At 59.5% G+C, this 26,073-nt stretch carries 23 protein-coding genes and 2 pseudogenes; 11 read left to right on the forward strand and 14 right to left on the reverse strand.

What is annotated here, in order from left to right; all coding sequences use genetic code 11:
* Nucleotides 1-9: 9 nt before the first annotated feature.
* From WE862_RS07765 to WE862_RS07785, 5 genes are all read left to right on the forward strand, one after another.
* On the forward strand, nt 10-162 hold the full coding sequence (locus WE862_RS07765; RefSeq protein WP_104015791.1) for a hypothetical protein: 153 nt from the start codon (nt 10-12) through the stop codon (nt 160-162).
* Between the two features lie 379 nt (nt 163-541).
* Nucleotides 542-2,260, forward strand: coding sequence for an acetolactate synthase 3 large subunit (locus WE862_RS07770; RefSeq protein ID WP_042031822.1), 1,719 nt, complete (start codon nt 542-544; stop codon nt 2,258-2,260).
* Nucleotides 2,260-2,754, forward strand: coding sequence for an acetolactate synthase small subunit (gene ilvN, locus WE862_RS07775; protein ID WP_005311605.1), 495 nt, complete (start codon nt 2,260-2,262; stop codon nt 2,752-2,754). Before WE862_RS07770 ends, ilvN begins: the two co-directional genes overlap by 1 nt.
* A 104-nt stretch (nt 2,755-2,858) precedes the next feature.
* Nucleotides 2,859-3,485, forward strand: coding sequence for a LysE family translocator (locus WE862_RS07780; protein WP_042031821.1), 627 nt, complete (start codon nt 2,859-2,861; stop codon nt 3,483-3,485).
* A gap of 135 nt (nt 3,486-3,620) precedes the next feature.
* Entirely contained in the window at nt 3,621-4,580 is a 960-nt protein-coding gene (locus tag WE862_RS07785; protein ID WP_042031819.1) for a LysR substrate-binding domain-containing protein, read from the forward strand.
* 90 nt (nt 4,581-4,670) lie between these two features.
* Here the strand turns inward: WE862_RS07785 and WE862_RS07790 are convergent, their stop codons facing one another.
* From WE862_RS07790 to dusB, 6 genes are all read right to left on the reverse strand, one after another.
* Complete coding sequence (locus tag WE862_RS07790; protein WP_042031818.1) at nt 4,671-5,852, reverse strand: M20 metallopeptidase family protein; 1,182 nt, start codon at nt 5,850-5,852, stop codon at nt 4,671-4,673.
* Entirely contained in the window at nt 5,852-6,301 is a 450-nt protein-coding gene (locus tag WE862_RS07795) for a hypothetical protein (protein ID WP_042031816.1), read from the reverse strand. The genes WE862_RS07790 and WE862_RS07795 overlap by 1 nt, the downstream gene beginning before the upstream one ends.
* Nucleotides 6,298-7,116 carry a DUF3100 domain-containing protein gene (locus WE862_RS07800; protein WP_005339140.1) on the reverse strand — a complete coding sequence of 273 codons (819 nt, stop codon included), beginning with the start codon at nt 7,114-7,116 and terminating at the stop codon, nt 6,298-6,300. Before WE862_RS07800 ends, WE862_RS07795 begins: the two co-directional genes overlap by 4 nt.
* Nucleotides 7,117-7,374: 258 nt before the next feature.
* Entirely contained in the window at nt 7,375-8,256 is an 882-nt protein-coding gene (locus tag WE862_RS07805; RefSeq protein ID WP_042031814.1) for a DMT family transporter, read from the reverse strand.
* Between the two features lie 111 nt (nt 8,257-8,367).
* Entirely contained in the window at nt 8,368-8,664 is a 297-nt protein-coding gene (gene fis / locus WE862_RS07810) for a DNA-binding transcriptional regulator Fis (RefSeq protein WP_005309538.1), read from the reverse strand.
* 25 nt (nt 8,665-8,689) lie between these two features.
* A complete protein-coding gene (gene dusB, locus WE862_RS07815; RefSeq protein WP_033114933.1) occupies nt 8,690-9,655 on the reverse strand; it encodes a tRNA dihydrouridine synthase DusB in 966 nt (321 codons plus the stop codon).
* Between the two features lie 290 nt (nt 9,656-9,945).
* Here dusB and WE862_RS07820 point away from each other — a divergent pair, with 290 nt between their 5' ends.
* The 4 genes from WE862_RS07820 to WE862_RS07835 all read left to right on the forward strand — a co-directional run bounded on the left by WE862_RS07820 (nt 9,946) and on the right by WE862_RS07835 (nt 14,795).
* Nucleotides 9,946-11,367, forward strand: coding sequence for a TolC family protein (locus WE862_RS07820; RefSeq protein WP_042031813.1), 1,422 nt, complete (start codon nt 9,946-9,948; stop codon nt 11,365-11,367).
* A 73-nt stretch (nt 11,368-11,440) separates the two neighbouring features.
* Nucleotides 11,441-12,445, forward strand: coding sequence for an HlyD family secretion protein (locus WE862_RS07825; protein WP_082035484.1), 1,005 nt, complete (start codon nt 11,441-11,443; stop codon nt 12,443-12,445).
* Nucleotides 12,445-13,599, forward strand: a complete 1,155-nt coding sequence (locus WE862_RS07830; protein ID WP_042031812.1) for an ABC transporter permease — start codon at nt 12,445-12,447, stop codon at nt 13,597-13,599. Before WE862_RS07825 ends, WE862_RS07830 begins: the two co-directional genes overlap by 1 nt.
* Complete coding sequence (locus tag WE862_RS07835; protein WP_042031811.1) at nt 13,599-14,795, forward strand: ABC transporter permease; 1,197 nt, start codon at nt 13,599-13,601, stop codon at nt 14,793-14,795. Before WE862_RS07830 ends, WE862_RS07835 begins: the two co-directional genes overlap by 1 nt.
* Nucleotides 14,796-14,905: 110 nt before the next feature.
* Here WE862_RS07835 and WE862_RS07840 read toward each other — a convergent pair.
* From WE862_RS07840 to WE862_RS07850, 3 genes and pseudogenes are all read right to left on the reverse strand, one after another.
* A pseudogene (locus tag WE862_RS07840) lies at nt 14,906-15,541 on the reverse strand (SDR family oxidoreductase).
* Nucleotides 15,542-15,675: 134 nt separating this feature from the next.
* Nucleotides 15,676-16,530 carry a DnaA ATPase domain-containing protein gene (locus tag WE862_RS07845; protein ID WP_041210392.1) on the reverse strand — a complete coding sequence of 285 codons (855 nt, stop codon included), beginning with the start codon at nt 16,528-16,530 and terminating at the stop codon, nt 15,676-15,678.
* A gap of 68 nt (nt 16,531-16,598) precedes the next feature.
* A complete protein-coding gene (locus tag WE862_RS07850) occupies nt 16,599-17,288 on the reverse strand; it encodes a DnaT-like ssDNA-binding domain-containing protein (protein ID WP_042031807.1) in 690 nt (229 codons plus the stop codon).
* A gap of 239 nt (nt 17,289-17,527) precedes the next feature.
* Between WE862_RS07850 and WE862_RS07855 the strand changes: the two genes are divergently transcribed.
* Nucleotides 17,528-18,499, forward strand: coding sequence for a response regulator (locus WE862_RS07855; protein WP_041210394.1), 972 nt, complete (start codon nt 17,528-17,530; stop codon nt 18,497-18,499).
* An 88-nt stretch (nt 18,500-18,587) separates the two neighbouring features.
* Here the strand turns inward: WE862_RS07855 and WE862_RS07860 are convergent, their stop codons facing one another.
* The 5 genes and pseudogenes from WE862_RS07860 to WE862_RS07880 form a co-directional block, all read right to left on the reverse strand.
* Nucleotides 18,588-19,985, reverse strand: coding sequence for a peptide MFS transporter (locus tag WE862_RS07860; protein WP_042031806.1), 1,398 nt, complete (start codon nt 19,983-19,985; stop codon nt 18,588-18,590).
* A gap of 213 nt (nt 19,986-20,198) precedes the next feature.
* On the reverse strand, nt 20,199-21,110 hold the full coding sequence (galU, locus tag WE862_RS07865; RefSeq protein WP_033114924.1) for a UTP--glucose-1-phosphate uridylyltransferase GalU: 912 nt from the start codon (nt 21,108-21,110) through the stop codon (nt 20,199-20,201).
* A gap of 95 nt (nt 21,111-21,205) precedes the next feature.
* Complete coding sequence (locus tag WE862_RS07870; protein ID WP_042031805.1) at nt 21,206-21,526, reverse strand: ComEA family DNA-binding protein; 321 nt, start codon at nt 21,524-21,526, stop codon at nt 21,206-21,208.
* A 338-nt stretch (nt 21,527-21,864) separates the two neighbouring features.
* A pseudogene (gene pta, locus WE862_RS07875) lies at nt 21,865-24,046 on the reverse strand (phosphate acetyltransferase).
* Between the two features lie 55 nt (nt 24,047-24,101).
* A complete protein-coding gene (locus WE862_RS07880; RefSeq protein WP_040065015.1) occupies nt 24,102-25,304 on the reverse strand; it encodes an acetate kinase in 1,203 nt (400 codons plus the stop codon).
* A 304-nt stretch (nt 25,305-25,608) separates the two neighbouring features.
* Here WE862_RS07880 and yfbV point away from each other — a divergent pair, with 304 nt between their 5' ends.
* Nucleotides 25,609-26,049: a terminus macrodomain insulation protein YfbV gene (gene yfbV, locus WE862_RS07885; protein WP_042031801.1), complete on the forward strand. Its 441-nt coding sequence runs from the start codon at nt 25,609-25,611 to the stop codon at nt 26,047-26,049.
* Nucleotides 26,050-26,073 lie beyond the last annotated feature (24 nt).

Raw genomic sequence — 26,073 nt, forward strand, 5'->3', positions numbered from 1 at the left:
ATGGAGCAAATGCGCTTTACCAATGAAAACGGCGAAGTCATGAACCTGGCTGACAATCTCACCCTGCACGAGTTGCTCGATATGGGTGTCAGCATCTCGGTCAGTGAAGAGACCGATCCGGATCAGCAGATCTGGTTGGCCGAGCCGGAAGATGACCACTAGGTCGCACTGCTGCCACAAAGCCCGCCCCTGTCGGCGGGCTTTTTTATTGCCGTTTTTTCACCGGCCAGCACAATTCTCTGCCTATCAGCGTGACAGCTTCCCCTTTCTGTTACCGCCGCTCTTATGGCTGGGCACTGTCTGAAATGTCTGACTGGAACCCGCCGACAAAGCCGTGGACAAGCGTTCATTGGCGGGTTAAGTTGGTTTTTCACCCGATTTTCGGGTCAATGATGGAAAAATCCTTTTTTTCTGCTGCCGACGGGGCTGAATTGGGCCGATCTGCCTTCAGATAACAACAAGAAACGGATCGGGCCGTGCCGGGAAGCACGGCATCGTCGGCGGGATTCGCTAAACGGAGCAAAGCCTGGAGGGCTTTATCATGGAGATGTTATCAGGCGCCCAGATGGTGGTTAGAGCGCTGGAGGATCAGGGAGTTGAGCACGTCTTTGGCTACCCTGGTGGCTCGGTGCTCGACATCTATGACGCTCTCTTCGAAAACGGCAAGATGGAGCATGTCTTGGTGCGGCACGAGCAGGCCGCGGTGCACATGGCTGACGGTTACGCCCGTTCCACCGGCAAGGTGGGAACCGTGCTGGTTACTTCCGGCCCGGGAGCAACCAACTGCATTACCGGTATTGCCACCGCCTATATGGATTCCATTCCGCTGGTGATCCTCTCCGGCCAAGTGCCGACCAGCATGATCGGTGAGGATGCATTCCAGGAGACCGACATGATCGGTATCTCCCGTCCGGTGGTGAAGCACAGCTTCCTGTGCAAGAAAGCCAGCGACATTCCGGCCGCCATCAAGAAGGCCTATTACATTGCCGCCAGCGGCCGCCCGGGGCCGGTGGTGGTGGATCTGCCCAAAGATGTGCAGAATCCGAAAGAGAAATTCCCCTACGAATACCCCGAGACGGTCTCCCTGCGCTCCTACAACCCGACCAAGTCGGGCCACAAGGGCCAGATCAAGCGGGCCGCCAAACTGCTGGTGGATGCCCAGCGCCCGGTCATGTACGTGGGTGGCGGCGCCATCAACGCCAACGCGGATCATCTGGTGATCAAGCTGGCGGAGCTGCTGAACCTGCCGGTGACCACCACCCTGATGGGGTTGGGCGCCTTCCCGGGCACCCATCCGCAATCCATCGGCATGCTGGGGATGCACGGTACCTTCGAAGCCAACAAGACCATGCACAACTCGGATCTCATCTTCGCCGTGGGTGCCCGCTTCGATGACCGCGTCACCAACAACGTGGCCAAGTTCTGCCCCAATGCCACCGTGGTCCATATCGACATCGACCCCACCTCCATCTCCAAGACGGTGCAGGCCCATGTGCCCATCGTCGGCTCGGTGGAAACCGTGCTGGAGCAGATGCTGGAGGTGATCCGCGAGTGTGGCTTCGATAACGACAAGGAGGCGCTGGCGGACTGGTGGAGCCAGATCAACCAGTGGCGCTCCCGTCACTGTCTGGCCTACGAAAAGTCGGCCAGCCAGATCAAGCCGCAACAGGTGATCGAGACCCTCTACAAGGTGACTCAGGGTGAGGCGTTCGTCGCCTCCGACGTCGGCCAGCACCAGATGTTTGCCGCCCTCTACTACCCGTTTGCCAAACCGCGCCAGTGGATCAACTCCGGTGGCCTCGGCACCATGGGCTTCGGTATTCCGGCCGCCATGGGGGCCCAGTTTGCCAACCCGGATGCGGTGGTCTGCTGCGTCACCGGCGACGGCTCGGTGCAGATGAACATTCAGGAGCTCTCGACCTGCATGCAGTACGGGGTGCCCATCAAGATCATCTCCATCAACAACCGTGCGCTGGGCATGGTCAAGCAGTGGCAGAAGATGTTCTACGGCGGTCGTCACAGCCACTCCTACATGGAGTCCCTGCCGGACTTCGTCAAACTGGCGGAAGCCTACGGCCACGTCGGCATCGCGGTGAGCGATCCGGCCGAGCTGGAGAGCGCCATGGAGAAAGCCTTCGCCATGAAGGATCGGCTGGTGTTCATGGATATCTCGGTCGACCCGGACGAGCATGTCTATCCGATGCAGATCAAGTTTGGTGCCATGGATGAGATGTGGCTGAGCAAGACGGAGAGAACCTGATGAGACATATAATTTCCGTTCTGCTGGAGAACGAATCCGGCGCCCTGAGCCGCGTGGTGGGTCTCTTCTCCCAGCGCGGCTACAACATCGAGACCCTGACGGTAGCGCCGACCGAGGATCCCACCCTGTCACGCATGACCATAGTCACCATGGGTGACGAGCGGGTGCTGGAGCAGATCCAGAAGCAACTGCACAAGCTGGTGGATGTGCTCAAGGTGTGCGACCTGAGCGAAGGGGAGCATATCGAGCGGGAGATCGCGCTGGTCAAGGCACGCGCCGCCGGTGGCGCTCGTGATGAGCTGAAACGGTTGGCGGATATCTTCCGCGGCCAGATTGTCGACGTCACCCCGGAGCAGTACACGGTACAGCTGGTGGGCACCAGCGAGAAGCTGGATGCCTTTATCAAGACTGCTGCCCAGACCAACGAGATCATCGAAGTGGTGCGCTCCGGCGTCTGCGGCATCTCGCGGGCGGACAAGGCGCTGCGGCCCTGATGGCTGGCGGGACAGCTGATGATGCGTCAGCTGCCGCAGAGTGAAAGAAAAGAGGGCTCTGCGGAGCCCTTTTTGTTTGGTTTTTCTTTACGAGGGGAGGGGGGATGTTCGGTATTCATGATCTTGCACTGTTTATGGTCTCGGGGTTGCTGCTCAATATCATGCCGGGGCCCGACTCCCTGCTGGTCATGCTGCGCAGTGGCTCGCAAGGGTGGCGTGCCGGTTCGGTTGCGACGTTGGGCATCGGCACCGGTGTCATGGTGCATGTGCTGGCGGCGGCCCTCGGTCTGTCGGCCCTGCTCAGCGCGTCGGCCGAACTGTTTGCCCTTATCAAGCTGGCTGGCGCTATCTACCTCATCTATCTGGGGTTCTCCCTGCTGCGCCAGCAGGCTACGGGTGCCATGGAGAGAGGGGCCACCCTGCCTGCCCTCTCCTATGGCCAGATTTACCGGCAGGGAGTGCTGACCAATGTGCTCAACCCCAAGGTGGCGCTATTTTTTCTCGCCTTCGTGCCCCAGTTCATCGCACCGGATGCCCCCGACAAGGCGCTCGCCTTTATCCTGCTCGGCTGCATCTTCAATCTGGGCGGTATCATCTGGTGTCACCTGCTGGTCTTTACCACCGTCTATGCCAGCCACAGGGTACGGTTGTCACAGCGTCTCGGCCGCTGGCTCAACCGGGGCATCGGCACCCTGTTTGTCGGGCTCGGGATCAAGCTCGCCTGCGACTAGCTCGCCGCTTTCTGACCTGGGGCAGGTTATCGCGCGCGGCGCTGTGCTATGGTCGGCTGTCAGCTGCGGGGCCAGCCCCGCTCTCTCTTTTTCAGGCCAGCCCCACTGGCCGTAGCAGCGAGATCCCTTGCCCAGATGAACATCGCCCGGCTCAAGAACTTTACCGAGATCGTGAAGAACAACTTCAACATCTCGGCGACGGCGGAGAAGCTTTACACCTCCCAGCCAACCCTCAGCAAGCAGATGAAGATGCTGGAAGATGAGCTCGGGCTCGCCCTCTTTACCCGCAAGGGGAAAAATCTGGTCGGCTTGACCAGCGCAGGCGAGCAGGTGATGGAGCTGGCCAAGGGGGTAGTGGCGCAGGTGGAGCAGATCAACCAGCTCTCGCTGGGTGAGCAGCTGGCCACCAGCGGGGTGCTGCGTATCGCCACCACCCATACCCAGGCGCGCTACAAGCTGCCCGCGGTGATTACCGAGTTCAGCCGTCGTTATCCCGATGTGGCGATCCAGCTCCATCAGGGGGCGCCTGCCCAGCTGGCCCAGATGGTGCAAAGCGGCGATGTGGATATGGCGATCGCCACCGAGTCCATGTATCTGTTCGACGAGCTAGCTGCGGTGCCCTGTTATCGCTGGGGACGCAGCGTGGTGGTACCCCACGGTCATCCGCTGATCGACTGCCAGCCGCTGTCGATGGCCGATCTGGCTCGCTATCCCCTCATCACCTATGTATTTGGCTTTACCGGCCGCTCCAAGATGGACAAGGCCTTCAGCCGCCACGGCCTGTCGCCGAAAACCGTGCTGACCGCCACCGACACCGACGTGATCAAGCACTACGTCCGGCTCGGGATGGGGGTCGGGGTGATTGCCAGCGTGGCCTTCGACGAGGGGGACAGGGAGGATCTTGTGAGTCTCAACATCGACCACCTGATCGCCTCGAGCGCCACCCATATCTGCCTGCGCAAGCATGCCCATCTGCGCGACTACATGTACGACTTTATCCACCTCTACGCCCCCCATATCAGCCGGGAGACGGTGCAACTTCATCTGATCAATCAGCCGCCGACTGCCAATATGGCGGAGTTGCCGTGGCTCTAGCCGCGGGTTGTTTGTCGTACACAGAGCAAAAATACAGAGACAAAAAAAGAGAGGCCTTGGCCTCTCTTCTGATTTTATCGGTATGCGGGATTAAGCGCTGCGGGTCGCCAGATTGATAAAAATCTGGGCTCCGACCAGCAGGCAGTCGTCATCGAGGTAGTAGGGGTTGGCATGCAGGTAGTTGCAGATCCCTTTGGCCTGACAGCCGCTGCCGAGGAAGAACATGGCCCCCTTGCGGCCACGGCAGGCGTTGACCATATAGCTGAAATCTTCGCTGCCGGTCATCGGCTGACCCTGAGCGTTGATCCCCTCGGAGGGCAATACGTCGGCGGCCGCTTGCAGCAGACGGGCGCAGGCATCGGCGTGGTTCTCGACCGCCGGATACCCGGCATAGACCATCTTGGTCTTGAAGCCGCGCAGTTCGCTCTGGGCCACGATCTCCTTGAAGCTGTTCTTCAGGATCTGGTCGGTCTCGGCATCCATGGCACGGATGGTACCGCGCGCCTGCACATGGTCGGCGATGGCGTTGGGGATGGTGCCGCCGCTGATCATGCCGCAGCCAAACACCGCCGGGCTGAACGGACTGGTGCGCTTGGCGACGATGTAGTCCATGTCCTCGATGATCCGCACCGCTTCACGGATGGCATCCAGCCCCTTGTGAGGGGTGGAGCCGTGGGCGGAGATACCGTGCACATCCAGCGTCCAGGCGGAGCCCCAGGAGGACATGACACCGTGGTTGAACTTGATGGTGCCGGTCTCCATGGCACCGTCGTTATGGAGGGCATAGACCTCGTCCACCCCCTTCATGCAGCCCAGTTCGACCATCTTCTCGGCGCCCGGCACCCGCATATCCTCTTCCGCCATCTGGAAGATAAAGCGGACGTTGTACTGCAAGCGGGAGCGCTGTTCTGAGAGGAATTTGGCTGCGGTCAGGGCGATCGCCATATGGGAGTCGTGACCGCAGTTGTGAGCCATCCCCTCGTGGGTCGACTTGAACGCAACGTCGCTCATGTCGTGCATCTCGAGGCCATCCATGTCGGCACGGAAGGCGATAGTCGGCAGTACCGGGTCAACCACCAGATCGCCGTGGAAACCGGTGAAGCCCGGGTAGTCGGTTAGACGGTAGCCGAAGCTTGCCATCAGCTCGCGGCAGTAGGCCGAGGTCTTGAACTCGACGCCGGAGGCTTCCGGAATGGTGTGCAGATGGTGGCGCACTTCGTGGCTGAAGTCGCGCAGGGCCAGCAGGGCCGGTTCAATATGGATGTTGTTCATCAGATGATCCCTTGAATGGAGAAGCCGAGTTGGGCCACCAGCGAGGCGCCGAAGAAGCAGCAGGTGGAGACGATCATGAAGATCAGGATCACTTTCCAGGACATCTTCTTCAGCTCTTCCAGCTGACCGCCCACCGAGAGACCGGCAAAGGCCAGCAGCGGTACGCAGCAGGAGAGGAAGGAGATCTTGGCGACGGCGTCGATAAAGAGGCCGCGCACCGGGGTCTCCGGCAGGCAGATGAGAATGCCGATGATGGTGGCATAGGCAAACGCCGGCAGGGAGGAGGGCAGATAGCGCTTGGCAATCAGCGAAGCGAACACCACCAGCGACATGGCAATGAAGCTGTCACCCATCTGCCAGAGCGGGGTGCCGGTGGTCAGGGTCTGGGTAAACATGGCCAGCAGGATCGCCAGAAAGACGAACCGCATATCCATTACGATGCTTTTCATGCTTTCTCTCCTTTGGCAGTCAGGGCATAGATTTTTTCAGCGAGCGGCAGACCCAGATAGGTGAGGGAGAGGGCGCCGAGGGCAGACGAGAGCAGGTTCGAGGCTGCCGCGATACTCAGCACCTGCTGAGCCAGTGCTTCGTCGAGACCGTTGATCAGGGCGCCGGAAGCGGCACTCAGCATGGAGCCTGAGCCCACACCGGAGCCGGCAGCCAGCGCCAGCGGGTGCAGACCGGTGAGCGGGGCGATGCTGCCCAGCACGCTGAACCAGAGGGTGCCGATGACGGAGCCGCACAGGTAGATGGCCAGCACGCCGATGTACTCCTGGGAGCCGGTGCCGAACTTGCCCTGAATTACCGCAACGGACGGCTCACGGCTGATGGAGGAGCAGGCCCCGATGGCGCGACGGCCAAAGCCGAACTTCACCGCCAGCGGGATGGCGATCAGGATCGGCAGCAGGTTGCCAATCTCCTGCAGGAACAGCGGCACGCCGACGCTCAGGATCATCTTCAGGTTGGGGATGATCATCCCCGCATACTGGGTGCCCAGGATCAGCAGGCTGAAACCCACCATCTTGCCGCAGAAGCCCTCTTCTTTTTCGGTGAAGAGCTGCTTCCAGCCGGGGATGCGATCCTTGACCGGTTTGGCGGAGACAATCATGCCGATGATCACGGCAAAGAGCATTGGCAGGATCGGGATGATGGCGATGCCGATCTTGATCTCCTGTTTGCCTATCAGGTACTGGGCCACAAAGATCAGCATGGCGGTTGCCAATATGCTGACCGTGACCGTCTTGAGGGGGCTGGTTTGCTGCATAGTTTTTTCTCTTGTTATTCCCATGTGTGGCCATCGTCAGGATTGTCCAGACCGATGATGGGGGCATGATAGGGAGGGTCGCGGGGGAGGAATGTGACCTTCATCAAGCTGGCCATATGGCATTTTTTCATGGGGTATGCCCTTTAACCCTATGGATACCAAGGGTTAAATGCCGTTAACAGAACGTCAGCATTGGCAGGACAAGATACGCAAACAGGAGGGAGATGGTGACACCGCCCTGCAGGGCGGTGACGCGTATCAGACGGGCGTTTTGAGGCGGGCACTGCGCAGCAGCAGGGGTAGTTGGTAGAGCACCAGGGCGCCGAGCACCAGTCCGGCTCCGGCCAGTTTGGCGCCGCCGAGGGGTTCGCTATAGAAGAGGGTGCTCAGGATCAGGGTCCAGACCGGTTCCAGCAGCATCATCAGGGCGGCGTGAGCGGTAGTCATCTTGCTCAACGCATGAGTGAGCAGCCAGTAGCGCAATGTGGTGGCGATCAAGACGCTCGCAGCAAACCAGCCCCAGATGCCGTGGCTGACACCGGCCTCGGGCCACTGTTCGGTCAGCAGGGAGAGCAGGGTGCCGAGCAGGCCGGTCATCGCCAGCTGAATGCAGGTGAGCCAGGTGGGGGCGATGGATTGGGCGAAGTGGCGATGGACGGCAAGCTGGATGCCGAGAGTGGTGGCAGCCGCCAGAAACCAGAACAGCGAGAGCGACACGCCCCAGTGGGTGCTGCTGGAGAGCAGCAGCAAACCGGCGATAGCGATGGGCAGGGTGAGCCAGTAGTGGCGGCCGGGTTTGGCCCGAAAGGCTGCCCAGGCGGCCAGCGGGGCCATCAGGGTCGCAACGCTCATGATAAAGGCGCCGCTGCCGAGCGCATCGCTCTGGCTGATGGCGGTGACCCACAGCAGCAGGCTGGCACCGAGCAGGGTGCCACAACCGGCAGCGCGCACTATCTGGGGTCGGGTCGGCGGTGGTTCACGCAGCCAGGCCAGGGGGAGCAAAAGCAGGGCGGCCAGCAGGAAGCGGCTACCGATAAAGGCGGCGGGCGGCAGTTCGCGGATCGCCTCTTTCGAGAAGAGCCAGCCGGCGGCGGCCAGCAGGGTGACCAGTACCATCAGCAGCAGGGGCGTGCGGTTCATAGCGCTTGTAGTGGGGAAGTGGGAAGGGGAGCATAAAGAAAGGCGCCGGGTATTGCTACCCGGCGCCTTTCATCTTTGCCCTGTTCCGCTTGCGCGGCATCAGGCCAGCAATCAGTTCATGCCGTAACGCTTGAGCTTCTTGCGCAGGGTACCACGGTTGATGCCCATCATCACGGCGGCGCGAGTCTGGTTACCGCGGGTGTACTGCATGATCACGTCCAGCATCGGCGCTTCGACTTCGGAAAGAACCATATCGTACAGATCAATCACTTCCTGACCGTTCAACTGGGCCAGGTAGTTACGCAGGGCCTGTTGCACAGAGTCACGCAGGGGGCGCTGGGTCGGCTCGGCAGCGTGATTGTGAGTAGTTGTTACCAATGCATCAGAAGTCAGGGTTTGTTCGAACATATTCGGTCGGCTCTTTAGTTATGCGTTAACCTAATCCATCGAAATACGCTTCGAGTGCCTCAAGTTGTGCGTCTGCACAATCCAGGGCATTGAAGTGCTTACGGAATTCTCGGCCCGTCTCTTCTTCATCCAGATACCAGCCCACGTGTTTACGGGCTATGCGCGCTCCCAGATATGCACCATAAAACTGGTGCAGGTTGGTTACATGCTCGTTCATCAGGGTGCGAACCTCTTCCCTTTCGGGAGGCGGCAGCTTGGTGCCCGTCTCAAGAAAATGACGGATTTCCCGGAAAATCCAGGGTCGTCCTTGCGCAGCGCGGCCGATCATCACGGCGTCGACGCCGGTATAGTCGAGGACATACCGGGCCTTTTCCGGGCTGTTGATGTCGCCATTGGCGACAACAGGAATCGATACGGCCTGCTTAATCGCCCTGATAGTGTCGTATTCCGCTTCGCCCTTGTAGAGGCAGGCACGGGTACGACCATGCACGGCGAGGGCCGCGATACCGCAATCTTCGGCGATTCGGGCGATCTCCACGCCATTGCGGTTATCCGGATCCCATCCTGTGCGGATCTTCAAGGTGACAGGCACCTCCACTGCATCCACCACGGCCCGGCAAATTGCTTTGACCTGATCGGGGTATCGCAGCAGGGCTGAACCTGCCAGCTTCTTATTCACTTTTTTTGCCGGACATCCCATGTTGATGTCGACGATCTGTGCGCCCTGCTCCACGTTGTAGCGGGCAGCAAACGCCATCATCTCGGGGTCGGCTCCGGCAATCTGGACCGATCGCAAACCGCCTTCTGCAGAGTGATCCATTCTCATCCGGGTTTTCTGGGTATCCCAGACATCCGGGTTGGCCAGCAGCATCTCGGAAACGGCCATGCCGGCCCCCAGTCGCAAACAAAGTTCACGGAATGGTCGGTCAGTTACACCGGCCATGGGAGCCACGATCAAGGGAGTTTCAAGCGTGTGGGGACCTATCTGCATTCCACGGTTACCATCGGCTTAGGGCGGCGTATATTACGCATTTTTTAGGCAGGAGAAAAGGTTAGTATTTGAGCGTCAGCCATTTTTTTCTGAAAAAAACGTCGCGCCAAGGCTTGCAAATTCTGGAGTTATTGAAAAACGGCCAGATTGACCGTCAGGGAGTGCTGTACCATTCGGGCCAGCCCCTTGCATAATTGTCTGTCCACTTGTCGGCCTCGTTTGCGTTATGATGGCGGGCTTATGCGAGCAAAAGCTCCAAACATTTTTGCAACAATGCGGATTGGGGATCTATGACGTCAAGGTTCATTACATCACTCTGGCCGTGTCTGCTGGGTGCCGTGCTGGGGTCGGCGCAGGCACAGACCATCAGTTTCAGCGAGGCCTGGACCCGGGTCATCCAGCAGGATGAGGGGCTGGCTGCCGAACAGGCAGGGGTGGATCGCGCCAAGCAGTTGCGCGAGGCTGCCAAATCCATGTATCTGCCCAAGGTAGATGTGGGGGCCAGCTATACCCACCTCGATCAGCCGATGGAACTCGACATGATGGATCTCAACCCCATCGCCAGCCATCCGGAGATGATCAAGGCGCTGCAGGGCATATTGAGCCAATCGACAGTACCTCTTCCTCAGCTCTCGCCCGACGACTTCGTTACACCTCTCACCAAGCAGAATGTCGTGACCAGCTCGGTCAAGATGCTCTGGCCGCTCTTTACCGGCGGTCGCATCGATGCGGCGCAGGATATCCGCCAGGCGCAGGTGAGCGAGGCGCAGCAACTGCTGGTGCTCAAGGAGCAGTCCACTTTCGAGAGCCTCTCCCAGGCCTATTTCGGTGTGGTGCTGGCAGGTCAGGTGGTACAGACCAAGCAGGATATTGAGGAGGGGCTGGCCCGTCATCTGGATCACGCCAGGAAGCTTGAAGCGCAGGGGCAGATAGCCAAGGTGGAGCGTCTCTCTGCCCAGTCTGCCTATGACCGCGCCCGCATCGATACCCAGAAGGCGCGTCGCAGTCTCGAGATCGCCGAACTGGCCCTTGGCCGCATGCTGAAGTTGCCAGATGCCCAGCCGGGCAGCGGCCTGTTCGTCAACAGTGAGCTGCCGCGCCTCGATGGGCTGGTGCAACAGACCCTGGAAGTTCACCCCGGCCTCAAGTTGCTCAGCGCCAAGAAGGAGCAGGCCAAGGGGATGATCCGGGTCGAGCAGGGCAAATATGCCCCCGAGGTGTTCCTGTTCGGTAACTACAACCTCTATGAAGATGATTCGATAGCTTCCAAGACAGCGCCGGACTGGCTGGTGGGGGTGGGCGTCAGCATGCCGCTGGTGAGCCGCGATGGCCGCTCCGAGACGGTGCAGGCTGCCAAGAGTGCCGAGCTGCAGGTCAATCTGCTGCAGGCCAAAACCCGCGAGGATCTGAAGCTGCTGGTGGAAAAGACCTGGCGTGAAGCGGCGCAGGGGCTGGAGGAGTATCAATCCCTCTCTTCCACCCAGGCGCTGGCCGAGGAGAACGTGCTGCTGCGTGACAAAGCCTTCGGACAGGGGCTCTCTACGTCACTCGATGTAGTGGATGCCCAGAACCAGCTGGCAGGGGTCAAGACCCAGCGCGCGGCGGCGGCTTATCAATATGTGGTGTCGCTGGCCCGTCTGCTGGCCCTCTCCGGCCAGATGAACAGTTTCAATCAATATCAGCACGGTCAGGTGATCGAGGTGAACTCATGATCGCACTTCAGTCCGTGCCTTTTTCTATCTCTGTTTCGACCGCCAAGGGTCGCCCGTTTGTCGAGGTGAAGTGATGAGCCATCCCCCCATCAAAAAGAAGATGAGCCAGGGTAAACCGCTGTTGTTGCCGCTGGTGCTGGTGATCCTGGTGGTCTGGCTCGGCTGGCGCTTCTGGCTCGCCTATCAGCCGGAGCCGGTGCATCTGCAAGGGCAGATTGAAGCACAGCAGTATTCGGTCTCCTCCAAGGTGCCGGGGCGCATCGACGAAGTGCTGGTGAAAAAGGGCGATCAGCTGACCAAGGATCAGCTGGTCTTTACTCTGGCGAGCCCCGAGATTGAAGCCAAGCTGAGCCAGGCCAAGGCTGGCGAAGCGGCTGCGGGCGCGCTGGCGCAAGAGGCGGAGAAAGGAGCCCGTGCCCAGCAGATCGCTGCGGCCAAGGATCAGTGGCAAAAAGCCAAGGCCGCCGCAGCCCTGCGCGGCAAGACCTATGAGCGGGTTGCCAGCCTGCACCGCGACGGCGTGATGCCGCTGCAAAAACGCGATGAGGCCTGGACCGCCTGGCAAGCCGCCCGCTACAGCGAAGGGATGGCATGGCAGCAGTACCAGATGGCTCTTGAGGGGGCGCGGGAAGAGACCAAGATCGCTGCTCGCGAGAAGGCCAAGATGGCGGCCGGTTCGGTGGCCGAGGTTGAGGCCTATCTGGCCGATACCCGTATCGTCAGCCCCCACACCGGTGAGGTTAGTCAGGTGCTGCTGCACAGCGGCGAGCTGGCGCCGCAGGGCTTCCCGGTGGTGACCCTGCTCGACATGAGCGATGCCTGGGCCCAGTTCCACGTTCGCGAAGATCTGCTGCCCCGCTTCCCGGTTGGTACCGAGTTCGATGCCCGCATCCCGGGCCTTGGCGATCAGATGGTGCGCTTCAAGGTGACCCATGTGGCCGTGATGGGGGATTTTGCTACCTGGCGTGCCACCGATACCCGTCAGGGCTTCGACATGAAGAGCTTCCAGGTGGAGGCTCGCCCGCTGCAACCGGTTGAGGGGCTGCGGGTTGGCATGAGTGTGCTGGTTGAACTCTGATGGGACGTGAATTTCGGCTGCTGTGGCAGGATCCATTCAGTCGTGCCCTGATGAGCTGGGTGCCGCTGCTGCTGATGGGGATCCTCTGCTGGATCTTCTCGGCAGGGCTGGCCCGCGACCTCAAGGTGGGGCTGGTGGATCTCGACCACAGCATGCTCTCGCGCCAGCTCGCCTTCTCGCTGGATGGCTCGGCCGGGCTCAAGGTCGCGCAACAGTTTGACTCCATCGACGCCGGGGCGCACGCCCTGCGCGGTGGCGACATCTATGCGCTGGTGGTGATCCCCAACCATCTGGAGCGGGATGCCCGTCAGGGCACCCAGCCGCAGGTGACGGTGTTCAACAACGGCCAGTTCATCCTCATCGCCAAGCTGGTCAACTCTGCGCTGGCGCAGGTGGTCGGCACTCTCAATGGTCAGGTGGGCGTGCTGGAGGCGATGGCTGGCGGCAAGGCGCTACCCGGCGCACTCGGGCAGTCGGTGCCCATCAGCAGTCAGGTCACTGCGCTCTATAACCTCAACTCCAGCTACGCCCAGTTTCTGCTGAGCGCCATTCTGCCCGCGGTATGGCAGATCCTGGTGGTGCTGTTCGGCCTCAATGCGCTGGCCCGTACCGATCGACTGGGGCTGGACTGGACCACTCGCGGTGTCTGGTTTGGCCTCTGGCGCACCCTGCTGCCTCACGTGCTGATTGGCTGGGGCTGGGGGATTGTCTGGACGCTGCTGCTGTTCAAGGGCTTCTCCTACCCCATGCACGGTAGCTGGCTGGTATTGCTGGTGGGGCTGGGGCTTGCCTCGGCCGCCTGCGTCACCATGGGGGCTTTTTTCTACGGCATCATCCGGGATCCGGCGCGCGCCCTGTCGCTGGCGGGGGCTTACACTGCGCCCGGTTTCGCCTTTATGGGGGTCACCTTTCCGGTGAGTGCCATGGGGGATTTTGCCCGCTTCTGGCGCAGCCTGTTGCCGGTCTCTCACTATGTCGAGCTGCAGATTGGCCAGAGCAACTACGGTCTGCCGCTCGCATCCGCCCTGCCGCAACTGGGGGCGCTGCTGCTGTTTCTGCTCCCCTTGCTGCTGGTGGTACGCCGTTACAAGCAGCAGGCCGAGCTGGCCCGTCAATCAGCCGCAGTGGCAGTCGCCGAAAAGGAGCCTGAGTGATGCTGGGATTTGTCGATCTTTTGCGCCTCGAGTTGCGCACCCTGCTGGCGGATCGCGCCATCATGCTCACCCTGTTTGGCGGGGTGTTCTTCTACTCCTTCCTCTACCCCCAACCCTATCTGCATCAACTGCCGCGGGAAGAGGCGGTAGTGGTGGTCAACGAAGATGGCAGTCAACTCTCGCGCCAGCTGGAATTTATGGCCGATGCTACGCCACAGGTGAAGCTGGTAGCGCGGGCCAATTCGCTGGATGAAGCGCGGCAGCTGATGATGGCCGGGAAGGCGAGCGGGATCCTGCATATCCCCAACCACTTCTATCGGGATCTGATGCTGGGCAAGAGCGTCACCCTGAGCTATGCCGGTGATGCCTCCTACTTTCTGGTCTACGGTACCATTGCCGAGGGGCTGGCGCAGGCCGGTGGCACCCTCGCCGCGCAGGTGAAGGTGGCGCGGCTGTTGAGCCACGGCGAGGCGCTGCCACAAGCGGCGATGGGCTGGAATGCGGTGGCCCTCAACGTGGTGCCGGTGTTTAACCCCACCATGGGTTACGTCAACTACGTGGTGCCGGCGGTGTTCGTGCTGATCCTCCATCAGGTGTTGCTGATGGGGGCGGGGATCCTGGGGGCGACCCAGAACCAGCGCAGCTGTCGCGGCGAGCAGGGTTACTGGCAAAGCGCGCCGGTGTTGCCGCTGTTGCTGGCCAGAACTCTGGTGCTGGCGGTGTTGTTCCTGCTGCCGGTGAGCTACTTCCTCGGCTTCTGCTTCGATCACTACAATATCGCTCGTCATGCAGATCCGGTGCAGCTTTGGCTGTTTGCCCTGCCGTTCCTGCTGGCGACCTGCTGGTTTGGCGTGGTGCTCGGCGCGATATTTACCCGGCGGGATCTGCCAACCCAGGTGGTGCTGATCTCCTCCCTGCCGCTGGTCTTTCTGGCGGGCTTTATCTGGCCGCTCGAGCTGATCCCGGCCCCACTCAACTGGCTGGCTCAGTGGGTGCCCACTATCCCCGCTATCGAGGGTTTTCTGCGCCTTAACCAGATGGGGGCTGACTTCGCCCAGGTTGCCCGTTACTGGTGGCAGTTGTGGGGACTGGCGCTGCTCTACGGCGTGCTGGCCTGCCTGCTGCTGCGTTGGCGGCAGCAGTCACTGCCGGTGGCCAGTCAGCCGGTCGTACAGAGTGAGACGACCGCCGGTTAAGCGGGATAGGGCAAGCGCCCGTGAGATAGCGTGTGCGGTAAAGCGAAAACGGTCAGCCCAAGGGCTGACCGTTTTGTTATGTGATGGATATGAGCAGTTTTACTGCGGCTTTAGCCGCGCTGGAGTTCGGGATCGCTGATGGCGTAGATCTGCCCCACCGCCGTCTCATCCGCCAGCAGGCGCAGCCCTTGGGTGGTCACATCGGTGCGGCGTACCAGTCCATGAACCTCCTTGCCCTGACTCAGTTCGGCACGGCCGGTAGCGTCGCCATCCTGCAGGCCCGCCGGGCGCAGAATGGTTCACGCGAGGGAGCTGGTCTGTAGCCAGCTCTCCGCCAGACTCTTGAGGCGCACCTCGTGGCCGAAGGCGGCGCGGGCCCGCTGCGGCAAATATTGCCAGCTGTCGCCGCAGCCGAGAGAGGTGACCAGCAGTAGCCGTTTCAGACCTGCCTGCTCCATTGCATCGATCACATGACGGTTGCCCTGATAGTCCACTGGAGCTGCCTGACGGAAGCTGCCGAGGGTGGAGACAACCTGGGCATCTTGCCCCGCCCGGGCACACGCCTGCTGCACCGCAGCCGGATCCAGTGCATCCCCTTCGATGACGTCTACTCCCAGCGCACCCAGCTCCGTGGCCATCTCGGGGCTGCGCACCAGCGCAACCACCCGATGACCCTCAGCGAGAGCGTGGTGAGTAAAGGCGCGGCCCAGCCCGCGGCTGGCTCCGAAAATCAGTGTGGTTGGCATAGCTGAGCTCCCTTGGCAAAAGGGGTTAGCCTAGTGGCTTGTTCGCTTGCTGTAAATGAGAGTTGTTTCTATTTGTGGGCCAGCAGAGAGGCGAGGGTGCGAGCCGCTGGCGGCTCGCACCCGCTGAGAGGGGATCAGCCGTTGTAGTTGCCGATGCTGGGGCGACGGCTGGGGCCGCTCAGGTGGATATCCACCGGATTGAACGCCTTGATCGCCTCATAGCTGAAATCACCGATCGCCTGATGCAGGGTCTGGGGCGTGTGGTTGGTAATGATGATGACGCTTTTTGACAGGTTGCGGCGACGGCGCAGCAGGTGGCCTAGGAAGCTGGACTGGCTCTCCGCCATCTTGGCTCGGTTGGCCGATACCTCGTCGATGATCAGCAGATCCACCTCTTCCAATGCGCGGCGGTACTGGTTGCGCTCGTCCTGATCGGGGATGACGTTGAAGAAGAGGCGATCGACGATGGAGGCCCACTGCTGGAAGATCACCGATTTCTGGTGACGCTCGATCAGCTCGTGTGCCACCGCCCCCGCCAGCGTTGACTTGCCGGTGCCGTAATCGCCGTAGATGAGCATGCAGCCGCCACCGCTCTTCTCCCAGTGCTCGAAACCGCTGATAAAGTAACGGGCGGTCTCGATGGGATATTGCAGCGCCGGATCTGTGGCATCCATCTTGTCGAACACCCAGTCGGGGTTGAGGTCGGCCTGGGCGATTAGCTTCTGGATCCGCTCCTGACGGGCCGCCTTCTGCAGCTCGCGCACCTCGGCGTTGGCCTTGGCGTCGTACTCCTTGCGCAGGGTCTCGTAGTCATACTGGCCGCCGCCGGTCTCTTGCTGCAGGCGACGAATGCGCTCCAGCAGGCCACCTACATGGCGGCTCAATTCCGGGTCGTGAACACGGTGGTCCTGCTTGGCCTTGGCGATCTTCTGGCGCTTGGCTTCGATCTCTTCCAGCTCCTGGCGCAGGGGATCTTGCGGGTCAGTCATGGAATGCTCCTTCTGCTTGATCAGGGATGGGACAGGGGTCTGATTCTGCCTGCAGCAGGCAGATGGTATCAATCATTATCCGGTGTCTGGGCAGGCATCTGCTGACTCTCTGCCAGCCGCTTTGCCTCTTCAATCATCTGTTGGGCCCGTTTGCTCGGGCCCGACTCTGCCGGGGCCGGCGTCACCTGCTGATAGCCCTGCACCTCCATCGGCTTGCGACGGGTATAGCGGCGGGTCTTGAGGGTGCGAATAAACTTGAGCATCCATTGATGCTGGGAGTCGAATACCTCGGGGCGCCCCAGCCAGTAGGCGATAAATTCTCCCAGATCCTCTTCGCTATAGCTGGCATCGATCACCCCGCACAGACGGGCGAGGGCGGGCAGCTCTTCGTCCGGGCGCCATTGCAGATGCATCTGGAAAGGGCGTTCTGGCAGCGGGCTGCGCAATTTCTGGGTCAGTAGCGGCAACTGGAACGTGCACTGATGGTAGTGCTCACTCTCGGGCTGAGCCTCGACCTGCAGCAAGCCCGCCTCCATCAGTTCATCGAACAGTTCGGTGAGCTGGCGGGCGTTGACCTGAAACGAGAAGCCACAGGGATCGCCCGGGTCAACCACCGCCAGTGCGCGACCCAGCTCGGGATAGTTGAGCCGGGCCAGCTGATTTTCCAGCACCAGTCGGCGCAGCTGCAGTGTATAGAGACTGCGGGCCGGATGGGACAATCTGGGGTGGGCGAGGGCACTGTATTCGGCTGGAGTCATGGTCTTCTTTATGCGCTTGTGTGGCGGCCATTATCCCCTATGGCAGGAGCTTGCACAATTCGCATGGAGGTAGCGACATTGTGGGGAGAGGTTGTGCTGCTATGTGGTTGTTAATAGAGCAATCTGTCGTTCAGAACCTGACCAAGGTCTATTTTTGACACATCGTTTCCGCGGATACCTCACTTTTGAACTAGTCTTAATACCTAAATAACCAATTGACTAATAAGAGCTTTATCAAGATGTTAAGAGCCGGGCTACGGATCCTGGTGGTGGAGGACGAAGCCGTTTTTCGCCACTCGCTAGTGAGTTACCTCGCACGGGACGGGGCAACGGTTTTTCAGGCCGAAGACGGGATTGAGGGTCTGTCGGCCGCAGCTCTCTACCATCCCGATGTGGTGCTCTGCGATCTCAACATGCCCAATATGGATGGTCACGAAGTGATCGCCTGCCTCTCTGCTCGCTACCCCGATATCCCGGTTATCGTCATCTCGGCCCAGAGCACCATGGAGGCAGTGGCTGGTGCCCTGCGCGCCGGTGCGCGCGATTACCTGCTCAAGCCGCTGGAAGATTACGCGCTGGTCGAGCGCAGCATAGAGCAGTGCCTCAAGAGCCAGGGGACACGTAGTCAGCAGCTGGAGCTGATGGATCATATGGAGTACTTCAGTGCCCACGATCGGGCCGCCAGCCGTTTGCTGGCCGGACTGAAACCGCCGGGATTGCAGGAGTGGGGCCCCTGGCAGATTACGTTCAAGGGGTTGGGCCAGCTCTTTATTCCCGACACCTTCAAGGTGGGGGACAAGTTACTGGTATTGGTGATGGAGTTGCCCATCATGGGGACGGATGCCGCCTTCTGCGGGGCGCTGGTGCGCTCGCTGATGAATGTTCCTTATCGCCAGTTCCAGCGCAAAGAGAGTCAGCTGTTAAGTCAGCCACACCGGTTGCTCGACTACCTCAATCATCAGTTGATGGAGTCGGGGCTGCGCAGCTCTTTTGCCATGGCGGCACTGCTGTTTGATCAGGAGGATGGGCTGGTGTTTGCCAATGCGGGGCTCACTTCTCCCCACTGGCTGATGCGCTCGGGTGGCTTGCCCCTGGGCTTGATGCGCAGCAGCCACTATGCCCTGCATAAACGCAGCTGGCACGAGCCCTTTGACCTGCAGTTTTGCAGCGATAGCGGCAGCGCCCTTCATGTTCAGGTGCGTTACCACTGACGGCCATGGTGCCACAGTTGAATATCAGTCAGATAAAAAGAGAGGGCGCCCATGGGCGCCCTCTCTTATGTCTGCTTGTCCAACTCGCTTATGCGGTAGCGGACTGCAGTTTTTCATCCTGATGGTCAGTGGATTTGGCTGGGCCTTCGGCACCATGCATCCAGTAGACCAGACGGTTGGCCATGGTCAGCAGGATCACGGCACTGATCACGGCAGCCAGAGCGATACCGCCGAAGATGGCGATGGGGCCGGCTTCACCCACGAAGGAGCCGATAAAGCCCGCAGCGTAGTTGGCCAGAGCCACGAAGCCGAACCAAGCACCCATCATCAGGGAGGCCAGGCGCAGCGGAGCCAGCTTGGTCACCATGGAGAGACCGATCGGGGAGAGGCAGAGTTCGCCCAGGGTGTGGAACAGGTACGCGCCAACCAGCCAGAACATGGAGGTCTTGACGGTGTTGTCACCACCCTGCTGCAGCACGGCACCGACCATGAACAGGAAACCAACGGCCAGGAACAGCAGACCCATGGCGAATTTCACCGGAGAGTTTGGCTCTTTTTTGCCGAGCTTGATCCAGATGGCCGCAACGACCGGCGCCAGAGTGATGATGAAGAAGGGGTTCAGGGACTGGAACCAGGCTGTCGGCACTTCAAAAGAGCCGATCATGCGGTCGGTGTACTCCTGAGTATAGAGGTTCATCAGACCACCGGCCTGTTCGAAACCAGCCCAGAAGATGATGGTGAACAGACCCAGCACCAGAATGACCTTGATGCGATCCACTTCCTGCTTGGTCAGCGGCGCTTTCTGCTCGGTAGTGCGCAGAGCGGCTGCACGCTGAGCGGCAGTCACACGGCCGATGTCGCCGAGGAAACGCTGGGCCAGAGTCGCCTGGATCACCAGAGAGAGCAGCATACCGATACCGGCACCGACGAAGGCAGCTTGCCAGCCGTAGGCGGTCGCGGCAGCACCACAGATCACACCTGCCAGCAGGGAGCCCAGGTTGATACCCATGTAGAAGATGGTGAAGGCACCGTCACGACGGTGGTCACCCTCTGCATAGAGGTCGCCAACCATGGTGGAGATGTTTGGCTTGAACAGACCGTTACCCACGATCAGCAGAGCCAGCCCGGTATAGAAGACGCTGTTGACCATATCCGGGAACATGGCGTGGGGCAGAGCCAGAGTGAATTGGCCCGCGGCCATCAGCACGGCGCCGATCAGGATGGCACGGCGTTGACCCAGGAAGGTGTCAGCCAGCCAGCCGCCGATCAGCGGAGTGATGTAAACCAGACCGGTATAGATACCGTAGAGTTTGAGGGCGTCTGCCTGACTCCAGCCCAGACCGCCATTGGCAGTCAGGTCGGTCAGATAGAGCACCAGTACGGCACGCATGCCGTAATAGGAGAATCTCTCCCAGAGTTCGGTACTAAAGAGCAAAAAAAGCCCTTTAGGGTGACCTAAAAAGGTCCCTTTTGACGGGTTATTCATTGGAACTTCCACCTGTGTCTTATATTTTTTTGAGTTTTTTATGCAAGGGCGAGAAACACGCCTCAATCCTTATAGAGCATGTGTGAATAAATTACAACATTATGATTTGCTGAGGATTTATTTATTATTGATTGATTTTTTGTTGCGCAAATGAAAAAGGAGCATCATTTGATGCTCCTTGAATACCACTATGAAAAACGGAATTTTCAGCTATTACAACTGCTTGACGAACTGCTTCAGCCAGCCGATGAATTCGCCGTTCAGCTCGCGGTGACGCACGGCATACTCCACATTCGCTTTCATATAACCGATCTTGCTGCCGCAGTCGTGGCTCTTGCCCTTCATGAAGTAGGCGTTGACCTGCTCCTGCTCCATCAGCATGGCGATGGCATCGGTCAGCTGGATCTCGTCCCCGGCACCGGCCGGGGTTTTTTCCAGTAGCGGCCAGATATTGGAAGAGAGCACATAACGGCCCACTACCGCCAGATTGGAGGGGGCTTCATCGCGTGGTGGTTTTTCGACGATCGCCTGCATCGGCAGGGACATCCCTTCGGTCAGCGCTTCACCCTTGATGTCGGCGATGCCATATTTGTCCACTTCACTCTCGGGCACAGCTTCCACCATGATCTGGCTGATCTGGTCTTCTTCAAACATGTGCACCATTTCGGCCAGGTTGTCTTTTTTCGGGTCGCTGGCCACTTCATCGATTAGTACATCCGGCAGCAGCACGGCAAACGGGTTGTCACCGATCAGCGGGCGGGCGCAGAGCACTGCGTGGCCCAGACCTTTGGCCTCACCCTGACGGACGTGCATGATGGTGACGTCTTTCGGGCAGATCTGTTGCACCTCTTCCAGCAGCTGACGCTTGACCCGCTTCTCGAGGGTCGCTTCCAGTTCGAAGCTTTTGTCGAAGTGGTTTTCGATGGAGTTCTTACTGGAGTGGGTGACCAGAATGATCTCTTTGATACCGGCGGCGATGGCTTCGCGCACTACGTACTGGATCAGGGGTTTGTCGACCACTGGCAGCATCTCTTTCGGAATGGCCTTGGTGGCGGGAAGCATGCGGGTACCCAGACCGGCTACCGGGAGCACGGCCTTGCGAACAACGAGAGGTGTCTTTTTCATGGAGATAGATCCAGAGATACAAAGTGGGCCCATGATACCCGAAGAAAAATGGGGCAGCCACAGGCTGCCCCATTTGCACATGCAGTGCTCGGACGTTATTTGACGATGATCATGTCACGGTTGGCTTCCAGCGTGGCCGGGCCGATGCCGTTTACATCAACCAGTTGATCAACCGAGGTAAATTTTCCCTGTTTTTCGCGATAGTCGACGATGGCTTGTGCCTTTTTGTCGCCAATCCCCTTGAGGTTGGTGAGCTCGGCAAGGGTTGCCGTATTGATATCCACTTTGCCGATCTCCTGCTTGGCGGCAACCGTGGTGGCCTGCTTCGGTGCGACCTTGTCTGCGGCCAGTGAGGGCAGGGTGAACAACGGGAGGGCGGACAACAACATGATGATGGACAAGCTGTTTTTACGCATTTCACACTTCCTTGTGGTGGGGGATTCGTATGGATGATTAACCAGATTTGGAAGGTGTGACGGCTGTCATTTTTTACAGGTATTGCTAGTGGGTTGCTTTGCTATAAGAGATGGCAGTTTTCGACTAACGATAAGATATATAAAGACTTTTATTGGTACATACAAAATGGAAAGTATTGTGTGACAGGGAGCGTAGCGCTCATCGTGTTCTCACACTTTTATCTGTCTGCTCCTGAATCTTCGGTTGCTTATGCTGCCTTCAGACAAATTCCCAACAAAAAAGGCTGCTCACCTTGGGTGAGCAGCCTTTGTGATCGGTTTTTTCAGGTGGATGCTGATTAGGCTTGTTCGTCAGCCTGAGCAGCCTGGATACCGGTCAGGGCGATGGTGTAGACGATGTCGTCAACCAGGGCGCCGCGGGAGAGGTCGTTGACCGGCTTGCGCATGCCTTGCAGCATCGGGCCGATGGAGACCAGGTCCGCGGAACGCTGTACCGCCTTGTAGGTGGTGTTACCGGTGTTCAGGTCAGGGAAGACGAACACGGTAGCTTTACCGGCAACCGGTGAGTTCGGTGCTTTGGACTTGGCCACGTTCTCCATGATGGCCGCGTCGTACTGCAGCGGGCCGTCGATGATGAGGTCGGGGCGCTTGGCCTTGGCCAGCTCGGTCGCTTCACGCACTTTCTCTACATCGGCACCGGCGCCAGAGGTACCGGTAGAATAGGAGATCATGGCGACGCGCGGCTCGATGCCGAACGCGGCTGCGGAGTCGGCGGACTGGATGGCGATCTCGGCCAGCTGTTCGGCAGTCGGATCCGGGTTGATCGCGCAGTCACCGTAGACCAGCACCTGGTCAGGCAGCAGCATGAAGAAGATGGAGGAGATCAGGGAAGAGCCCGGAGCGGTCTTGATGATCTGCATCGGCGGACGGATGGTGTTGGCAGTGGTGTGCACCGCGCCGGATACCAGGCCGTCAACTTCATTGCGCTCCAGCATCATGGTGCCCAGTACCACGTTGTCTTCCAGCTGCTCGCGGGCAACCACTTCGGTCATGCCCTTGTTCTTGCGCAGCTCGACCAGACGCGGCACATAGCGCTCGCGCACAACGGCCGGATCGATGATCTCGACGCGATCGGTCAGAACAACACCCTGCTGTTCGGCAACACGACGGATCTCTTCCGGGTTGCCCAGCACTAACCGGACGGGCAATGCCACGCTCGGCACAGATGGCGGCAGCCTTGATGGTGCGCGGCTCGTCGCCTTCCGGCAGCACGACACGTTTGTTGGCCTGACGGGCCAGCTCGGTCAGCTGATAACGGAATGCCGGCGGGCTCAGACGACGGGAACGGGTAGAGCTGATGGTCAGCGACTCGATCCAGTGTTTGTCGATGTGGCCAGCGACGTAGTCCTGTACCAGTTCGATACGCTCGCGGTCATCTTCCGGAATATCGACGTTGAAGTTCTGCAGGCTGACGGCGGTCTGCCAGGTGTTGGTACCGGTCATCATGATCGGCAGGCCGGTGGCCATGGCCTGTTGGCACAGCGCCATTACCTGCGGCTCCGGATGATAGTTACCGGTCAGCAGCAGGGCGCCCAGCTTGACGCCGTTCATGGCGGAGAGGCAGGCAGAGACGATGACGTCAGAGCGATCGCCAGAGGTGACCAGCAGGCTGCCCGGACGGAAGTGCTCGACCATGTTGTGGATGGAGCGGGCACAGAAGGTCACGGTCTGCAGGCGACGGCTGTCCAGCTCACCCTTGTGCAGGATCTTGGCGGCCAGATGCTTGGCGAGATCCTTGGCGCGCGGGGCGATCAGCTGGGTGTTCCAGGGGATGCAACCCAGGATGCGCAGCGGGCTCTTGCCAAACACTTGCAGCACTTCCAGGTTGTGGGCAGCGTCGGAAGCGTGGTGATGGGCTTCGAACATCTCGGTCAGGTCAGGGCGGGTTACGCCATGCTCGTCAACCGGTGCGCCAACCTTGTTGATAACGCAACCAACGATGCGGGGGTTGTTGACACCACCGAAGTTGGAGCAGGCCAGTTCGATGCGCTCTTTCAGCTTCTGGCTGGAGTCATGGCCCGGGTGGGTCACGAATACCATGTCGGCATCCAGCGCCTTGGCAACGTCGTAGTTCAGCTTGTTGGCAAAGGGCTGCTTGTCGGTCGGCACCATACCTTCGACAACCAGCACTTCGGCACCGCTGGCTTTTACGTGCTCTTCGAAACGGGCAACGATCTCTTCCAGCAGGATGTCGGTATTGCTGGAGCTGATCATGTTCTCGGCGTAGGAGAGGGTGAAGGGCTCGGGCGGATTGATGTTGGCAGCTGCGCGGATAACGGCGGTTGAGCGCTCGGCACCGGTTTCACCCGGACGCGGCTGGGCAACCGGTTTGAAGAAGCTGACATTGACACCGTGACGCTCCATGGCGCGAACAACGCCAAGGCTTACGGAAGTTACGCCGACACCAGTGCCGACCGGGATAAGCATAATAGTGCGTGCCACTTTATACCCCTTGTTCATTTTTTGGGATCAGGAAAAGGCCGCCCTGGTGGGCGGCCTCGAGTTACTGCGTCAATTAAGCGCCGACCAGTTCCAGCGCGTCGTGGGCGATAACCCACTCTTCGTTGGTCGGGATTACCAGGGCCTTGGTAGAACCAGCCTTGGTGATCTCGCCACCCTTGCCGAAACGAGCCTTCAGGTTGGCGTCGTGATCGACGTCAAAGCCCAGCAGACCCAGCTTGTTCAGGGTGATTTCACGGATCGGGGCGGAGTTTTCACCGATACCACCGGTGAAAACAACGGCGTCCAGACGACCGTCCATGGCGGCAGCGTAGGCGCCGATGTACTTGGCCAGGCGATAGCAGTAAACGTCCATAGCACGCTTGGCTTCTTCTTTGCTGTCGTAGTTGTCTTCAACAAAACGGCAGTCGGAGGTGACTTCGGTCAGACCCTGCAGGCCGGACTCTTTGGTCAGCATGGTGTTGATATCGGCCACGCTCATGCCCAGCTTGTCGTGCAGGAAGAAGATGATGGCCGGGTCCAGATCACCGGAGCGGGTACCCATCACCAGACCTTCCAGCGGAGTCAGGCCCATAGAGGTATCAACGGATTTGCCGTTCTTGATGGCGCAGACGGAACCGCCGTTGCCCAGGTGGCAGTTGATGATGTTCAGCTCTTCAACCGGCTTGTTCAGCTGCTTGGCAGCTTCCAAGCTGATGTAGTAGTGGCTGGTGCCGTGAGCGCCGTAGCGACGGATGCCGTTCTCTTTGTAGAGCTTGTACGGCAGGGCGTACAGGAAGGCTTCTTCCGGCATGGTCTGGTGGAACGCGGTATCGAAAACGGCCACGTTCTTGTCAGCCAGCGCCGGGAATACGCGGCGAGCTTCACGGATACCGATCAGGTGAGCCGGGTTGTGCAGCGGTGCGTACGGAACGGCGGCTTCGATGCCGGCGATCACGTCGTCACAGATGACAACGGAAGAGGTGAAGCGCTCGCCGCCGTGAACAACACGGTGACCGATGGCGATCAGGTTCTTGGACAGTTCCGGGTTGAGCGGCAGGATCTTGTTGACGATGAAGTCCAGCGCTTCCTGGTGAGCGGCACCAGCGCCCAGATCGGCACTGCCTTTCTCGCCATTCAGTTTCCACTTGATGCGGGCGTCGTCGAGGTTGAAGCACTCGGCCAGGCCGGACAGCAGGTCATCACCGGTGGTTGCGTCAATGACAGCAAACTTCAGGGAAGAGCTGCCACAGTTAAGAACAAGAACCAGCTTACTCATGAATAAATCCTATCGCAGATTGGGTTGTGTAGGCGGATGCGTTGGACGCCGGACGTCCAAAAACTTTCAACTTATCCTTATGAGGGTTGGCAATCTGTTGCTTGCCCCTTGTATAGTGATACAAGACCCGAAATCCAGACGTCCCTGACAGGTCAATAGCAAGAAGCTTTTGACGCAAAAATGGGCGTACAAAGGATAACCCGATTGTTGAAAAATAACAAAGTCATCCTCAACCTTTGTTACTTTGCATCAAATTTTGTCGAGGTTTTGCCGTTAGTACGTTCAAAAAGCGCTCGGAGGTAGTATGAGCATGAACATTTTTGGAACTAAGTTACAGCAAGGCCGCCATTATATGACGCTTTGGCCGCGCCGTCCCGAGCTCAATTCGATGTTTCCTGAAAATCGGGTGATCAAGGCGACCGAATTCGCTCTCAAGGTGATCCCGGCGTTGGCGGTGCTGAGCGTGATGCTGCAGTTCCAGTTTGGCGAGCAGCACTACTGGCCTTCAGTCATCACTTCCGTGCTGTTTCTGCTCAGCCTGCCGCTGCAGGGTTACTACTGGCTTGGTCAGCGGGCCGACACCCGTTTGCCCCCGTCGCTGGCGAGCTGGTATCGGGAGATCAACGGCAAGATGAACGAGCAGGGGGTGCGCCGTCAGCTGGTTTCCCAGCCCCGCTATGAAGAGCTTGCCGATACCCTCAAGGCTGCGTTTCAGCAGCTCGATAAATCCTTTCTCTACGAATAACCCGATTCAAACGTAAAAAAGGCG

Origin of the sequence: Aeromonas jandaei, assembly GCF_037890695.1 — a bacterium.
Classification (GTDB): Bacteria; Pseudomonadota; Gammaproteobacteria; order Enterobacterales; family Aeromonadaceae; genus Aeromonas; species Aeromonas jandaei.

Coding starts and splice junctions, on each gene's coding strand:
- WE862_RS07870 (WP_042031805.1), bottom strand. CDS start 21,526: ATGCGTAAAAACAGCTTGTCCATCATCATGTTGTTGTCCGCCCTCCCG.
- WE862_RS07795 (WP_042031816.1), bottom strand. CDS start 6,301: ATGAAAAGCATCGTAATGGATATGCGGTTCGTCTTTCTGGCGATCCTG.
- yfbV (WP_042031801.1), top strand. CDS start 25,609: ATGAGCATGAACATTTTTGGAACTAAGTTACAGCAAGGCCGCCATTAT.
- WE862_RS07820 (WP_042031813.1), top strand. CDS start 9,946: ATGACGTCAAGGTTCATTACATCACTCTGGCCGTGTCTGCTGGGTGCC.
- WE862_RS07780 (WP_042031821.1), top strand. CDS start 2,859: ATGTTCGGTATTCATGATCTTGCACTGTTTATGGTCTCGGGGTTGCTG.
- WE862_RS07860 (WP_042031806.1), bottom strand. CDS start 19,985: ATGAATAACCCGTCAAAAGGGACCTTTTTAGGTCACCCTAAAGGGCTT.
- WE862_RS07770 (WP_042031822.1), top strand. CDS start 542: ATGGAGATGTTATCAGGCGCCCAGATGGTGGTTAGAGCGCTGGAGGAT.
- WE862_RS07785 (WP_042031819.1), top strand. CDS start 3,621: ATGAACATCGCCCGGCTCAAGAACTTTACCGAGATCGTGAAGAACAAC.
- WE862_RS07790 (WP_042031818.1), bottom strand. CDS start 5,852: ATGAACAACATCCATATTGAACCGGCCCTGCTGGCCCTGCGCGACTTC.
- fis (WP_005309538.1), bottom strand. CDS start 8,664: ATGTTCGAACAAACCCTGACTTCTGATGCATTGGTAACAACTACTCAC.
- WE862_RS07845 (WP_041210392.1), bottom strand. CDS start 16,530: ATGACTGACCCGCAAGATCCCCTGCGCCAGGAGCTGGAAGAGATCGAA.
- galU (WP_033114924.1), bottom strand. CDS start 21,110: ATGAAAAAGACACCTCTCGTTGTTCGCAAGGCCGTGCTCCCGGTAGCC.
- WE862_RS07830 (WP_042031812.1), top strand. CDS start 12,445: ATGGGACGTGAATTTCGGCTGCTGTGGCAGGATCCATTCAGTCGTGCC.
- WE862_RS07850 (WP_042031807.1), bottom strand. CDS start 17,288: ATGACTCCAGCCGAATACAGTGCCCTCGCCCACCCCAGATTGTCCCAT.
- WE862_RS07855 (WP_041210394.1), top strand. CDS start 17,528: ATGTTAAGAGCCGGGCTACGGATCCTGGTGGTGGAGGACGAAGCCGTT.
- dusB (WP_033114933.1), bottom strand. CDS start 9,655: ATGCAGATAGGTCCCCACACGCTTGAAACTCCCTTGATCGTGGCTCCC.
- WE862_RS07765 (WP_104015791.1), top strand. CDS start 10: ATGCGCTTTACCAATGAAAACGGCGAAGTCATGAACCTGGCTGACAAT.
- WE862_RS07825 (WP_082035484.1), top strand. CDS start 11,441: ATGAGCCATCCCCCCATCAAAAAGAAGATGAGCCAGGGTAAACCGCTG.
- WE862_RS07835 (WP_042031811.1), top strand. CDS start 13,599: ATGCTGGGATTTGTCGATCTTTTGCGCCTCGAGTTGCGCACCCTGCTG.
- WE862_RS07880 (WP_040065015.1), bottom strand. CDS start 25,304: ATGAGTAAGCTGGTTCTTGTTCTTAACTGTGGCAGCTCTTCCCTGAAG.
- WE862_RS07805 (WP_042031814.1), bottom strand. CDS start 8,256: ATGAACCGCACGCCCCTGCTGCTGATGGTACTGGTCACCCTGCTGGCC.
- WE862_RS07800 (WP_005339140.1), bottom strand. CDS start 7,116: ATGCAGCAAACCAGCCCCCTCAAGACGGTCACGGTCAGCATATTGGCA.
- ilvN (WP_005311605.1), top strand. CDS start 2,260: ATGAGACATATAATTTCCGTTCTGCTGGAGAACGAATCCGGCGCCCTG.